This is a genomic window from uncultured Campylobacter sp., from assembly GCF_938018035.1.
Classification (GTDB): domain Bacteria; phylum Campylobacterota; class Campylobacteria; order Campylobacterales; family Campylobacteraceae; genus Campylobacter_B.
This window is the reverse complement of the sequence record NZ_CALIJF010000311.1, coordinates 1-4,391: the sequence shown is the minus strand read 5'-3', so window position 1 is coordinate 4,391 and position 4,391 is coordinate 1. Positions and strand designations below refer to the sequence as shown.

Genomic DNA, 4,391 nt, shown 5'->3' with positions numbered 1-4,391 from the left:
TGTATCCATGGGAGGATAGCAAGCTTTTTAATGATAAAGGGGAACTTAATTATTCTATCTACTTTAATAATGAGGACAACCATTATAGCGAGTATTATCGATATGATTCTTTGTTTATAGCCGAGGATCCTACTATTAAGATTAAATTGCTTGATTTACTTACCGGAAAAAGCAAGAAGATCATATACAAAAACGATAATAGGCTAGCGCTAAGAATGCTATTAGCCCTTAAACGTATTGATAAAAGTGATGATTTTTGCACCTTAAATGATTGGATGGATAAAAATAAACTTGACGTTACTAAAGAAAGCGTTGAAATTATTGGAGATAAAGGAAATAAGATTATATTAGAAAATTATTCTATGTATAGAATAGGTATAGATAATTGCGGAAATTACAAGGGCTTATATATGGGCATATTATGGGAACCATATAAAGCATATATGAATTATGCAGATTTTAAAAACAAATTTAAACAAAATAAGGAGTAATCTATGTCAAAAATAGTAGATATGAGCGGTAAAATCGCACAGGGCGGCTATGCCTATGCCGAGGGCAATCCTTGCTAAATTTGAGGCGCGGATTTTTTGCATAAAATCACAAAATTAAAATTCGGCAGCAGGTTCTACCAGCATGCACTTAGCTCACAGAACAAATACGATAAATTTAAGCGGTCTTGATCTCTCGCAGCCTATACCACTATAGGATAAATGCTGCTAAAAGCACAAAATATCCGATGGCGACCGTTAGCGCGCCCACAGCAAGGATAACGCCCTCGGCCGAAATAATTCCTTTCGCGGTTTCTTTTTTGAGATAAATAGCCAATTATATATTAGTCTAGCCTAAAGATTTGGATTCGGCTAAAAGCGGGTGGGATTAAAATTTAATCCGTCTTCAAATTTGCCTAAATCTAAATTTACAAAAAATCTATTTCTTACCCACCAGCAATTTTGAGCTACCGAGCATTAGCCATTTGGCTTCGCGCGGGCTCATAAAAAGCCCCTGCGTCGTGTCTATGAGCTTGACTCGCTCGTAGCCCTGTTCCTTAAGACGTGCGATGAAAGCATCCATGTCGCCGTAGTTTCCGCGCGAAAAAAGATCGTGGATAGCGAAGCTGCCGCCCTTTTTAAGCACGCGAAGCGTCTCTAAAAGTAACGCCTGGCGGTCCTTGCTTCTGATATTGTGATAAACGTAGTTGCTCGTCACCGCATCGAAGCTTTCGTCCTCAAACGGCAACCGCGTAGCGTCGGCCTGCTCGAAGCTAACGTTGCTAACCCCTTCGGCGCGCGCGTTGGATTCGCACAGCTGCTTGTTAAAAGACGCGTACTCAAAGCCCCAGCGATCGACGCCTAGTACCGATGCGTGCGGGTTGCGCTTAGCAACGGCGATCGTTAGCGCGCCGCTGCCGCAGCCTACGTCTAGCCCCCGCCCGCCCTCGGGCAGATCCACGTATTTCGCCGTGCCCTCTACGATCGCGCGAGAGAGCTGACGCTTGCCGCCGTAATCAAACGCGCGGTACCACACGATGCAGTATATCGTAAAGCCGATCAAAACCAGCGCCGCTGCGCCGAAAAGCCCCGCAAGAAACCACCTCAGCACGCCGCCTACGAAGGCGCCGCAAACGCCGAAAATCAAAAACAAAACTAACGCCACGCCCGCACCCGCAGCAAATGACGCAATCATGCCCTTAGGCACCCAGTTTTTATAGTCCGGTTTCATCTTCGCTCCTTTTATTAAATTTAATCTCGCGACGGCAAAGCACGTCGCAGCAAAATTTTAAATTTCGCCCGTAAATTTTAAAGTCCGCAGCTCAAAATCCCACTTAAATTTAAACGCACGCTAATAGGTGTATTTAAACTCCACGTAGTAGTTGCGTCCGGGAGCCGGAGTATAGACGTCCGAGCGTAAATTTTGGTTGTAATTATACTCCTCGTCAAAGACGTTTTTGACTCCCGCGCTTATCAAAAATCCGCTTGCGAAGCGGTACGCAGCGCCCAGATCCACGATCGTGCGCGAGTCGATCCTATCGTGGTTGGCGTCGTGCGATGATGAGAAATATTTAAAATCGCTCATCAGCGTTAAATTTCTAATCGGCTCATAATCGAGCCCCAAAACGAACTTCGAGCGCTCCACTAGCGGGACCTGCTTGCCTTTATTCGCGCCGGATTGGATCTTGGCGTCCACGTATGAAAAGGTCTCGCTGAGCTTTAAATTTGAAAGCAGACTTTGCTCCGCATACAGCTCCACGCCCTTGCGGCGCGTCTCGTCGATATTGATAAAATGCCAACCGTCGGTGATCGAGCTGCCCAGGGTTTCGTTTACGATCTCGTTTTTCGTATCGGTCCAAAAGATCGTAGCGCTTACGTATTGCCCGTAGATCAGGTCTTTAAGACCGATCTCGTAGGTTTTAAAAGTTTCGGATTTGAGGTTATTAAGCACATAAGGACCGTTACGACCGAGCTTGTCGATGAGCTGATTAGGACCCGGGGAGATATAGCCGCGCTCAAATTTAAAATATAGATTGCCATCCTTGGAATAATTAAAATTCGGCGTAATCTCAAAAGCGTAGTTGTTCTTATGATCGCTTACTCGGGTGCTATTTTGCGTCTGCGAGATTATGTTTCCCATCCTTTTTATAGTAGTCGAAACTCTGCGATTTACTTTGTATTCGGCGCGCTCAAACCGCCCGCCCGCACTAAGCGAAAACAGATCGGTGAAATTATGCTTTTCTAAAGCATAGACCGAGTGGGTAAGCTTTTGCATATCAAAGATCGTAAGCTGTGAACGGCTCATCATAGGATTCATCGCGGCGTCAAAATTTATCCTGCGAAAGCCTTTGTTTTTGAGATAATCGTATCCCGCTATGAACTCGCCGCTGTCGTAGTCGAGCTTGCCTTTTAAATTTGCCCCCTCTTTGCGGTCTTTCATCACAAATCCCTTTTGCAAAATTCTAATATCTTGGTAATAAGGCTGTAAATTTGCTTCAAATCTATCGCCAAATTTCACCGCATAATCCAAGTCAAAATTTAGTCGCATGCTTTTGGTAAAGGTTCTCTCGCCTCCTTGTTGGCGGCGATCCGCTTTGAGTCTGGCAAGTCCTAAACTCGGCACATCATGCGTCCTGGCGCGATAAAAGCTCGGATTAAAAGAGAGGCTTTGATCATCTGAAATTTTATAATGCATCCCGAGCGAGCCGTAGTAGCCGGTATTTTTCTCGCCCTTGCGGTATCCATGCTGATCAAAGCCCTTTATCGCGGTCTTTAGAAATAGATTTTCGCTCACATTCCCGCCTGCGCCGAAATTTAGATCTTTATAATTATACGACGCGATCTTGGTGGAGATATTGGCGTACGGGTATCTGGCGCCCTTTTTTGTGATAATATTTATCACACCGCCGCTGGTGCCGCTGCCGTAAAGCACGCTACCGCCGCCAGGGATGATCTCCACGCGCTCGATATCTTCGATCGGAACTAAATCGATCGGGATGGTCGTCGGCGTCGTGTCAATCATATTGAGCGCGACTCCGTTAAGAAGGACCTTGACGGAGGTATTTGCCTTCTGCCCCTGCCCGCGTAGATCAACCGATCTGCCGTTAAAGCTAACCCCCGGCGCCTTTTCTAAAATTTCGCGCAGATCGCGGTAGCCGCGGTTTTCCATATCCTCCGCGGTGATAACAGAGACGTTGCGAACCTCGTTTTTAAGCGTATCCTCAAAGCCCGTCGCGGTAACTACGATGGTGCCCAGCTTCGTGGCGTTCGCGCCGGAAGCGTTTTTAGGAACTGCGGAATTTACGGCTCCCGCGCCGGGCGCGCTGATATTTTCGGACGTAGCGTTGTTTTCGGCTCCGTTTAGTTGCAATGCGACGCACAAACTTAGCGCGATCGCGGCATTTGAAAGATAAAATTTCTTAAACATCACTCTCCCCTATTCAAAATTAGAATTTTGCGAATGATTTGCAAATGCTATATTATAATTTCTCTTGATTAAATAATAATAAATTTCAAAGATTAAAGATAGATTTTTTAAAATTTAGGCGGAGATTGGATGAAATTTTGATCTTGAGCATTTTGCTGGGCGCGATAAAATTTCGGTTTTAATTTAGATTCTTTAGCGGCGCTTTTTTAAAAAGTCAAATTCGCAAAGCGGATCTAGCTGAAATTTTGAAATTTAGCCAAATCCTTAAAATCATACCCGTCTAAAATGCGCCAAAAAAGTATTAAACCTATCCTAGCGCTCATTTTTTTCCATATGGCCTTTTTGATTTTGCTTGCGCATCAATTATTTTTTATCATGGCTCACCCTCTTTAGCCACTCTTTTTCAAATTTATAATATCTTTCAAGCTTTTTATTCTTTTCTGCTTGATTCCACTTTTCTATCTCGGCATAATCTT

General features: G+C 44.6%; 3 protein-coding genes. 1 reads left to right on the top strand and 2 read right to left on the bottom strand.

Annotated elements, in window-relative coordinates; translation table 11 throughout:
- A partial coding sequence (locus Q0257_RS09240; protein WP_298024316.1) for a hypothetical protein occupies positions 1–491 on the top strand: 491 nt, incomplete at its 5' end.
- A gap of 436 nt (positions 492–927) precedes the next feature.
- On the opposite strand, the gene Q0257_RS09235 is transcribed toward Q0257_RS09240, so the two are convergent.
- Together Q0257_RS09235 and Q0257_RS09230 are read right to left on the bottom strand one after the other, a co-directional pair.
- Positions 928–1,719, bottom strand: a complete 792-nt coding sequence (locus Q0257_RS09235) for a class I SAM-dependent methyltransferase (RefSeq protein WP_298024314.1) — start codon at positions 1,717–1,719, stop codon at positions 928–930.
- A gap of 120 nt (positions 1,720–1,839) precedes the next feature.
- Positions 1,840–3,915 carry a TonB-dependent receptor gene (locus Q0257_RS09230; RefSeq protein ID WP_298024312.1) on the bottom strand — a complete coding sequence of 692 codons (2,076 nt, stop codon included), beginning with the start codon at positions 3,913–3,915 and terminating at the stop codon, positions 1,840–1,842.
- Positions 3,916–4,391: the final 476 nt, after the last annotated feature.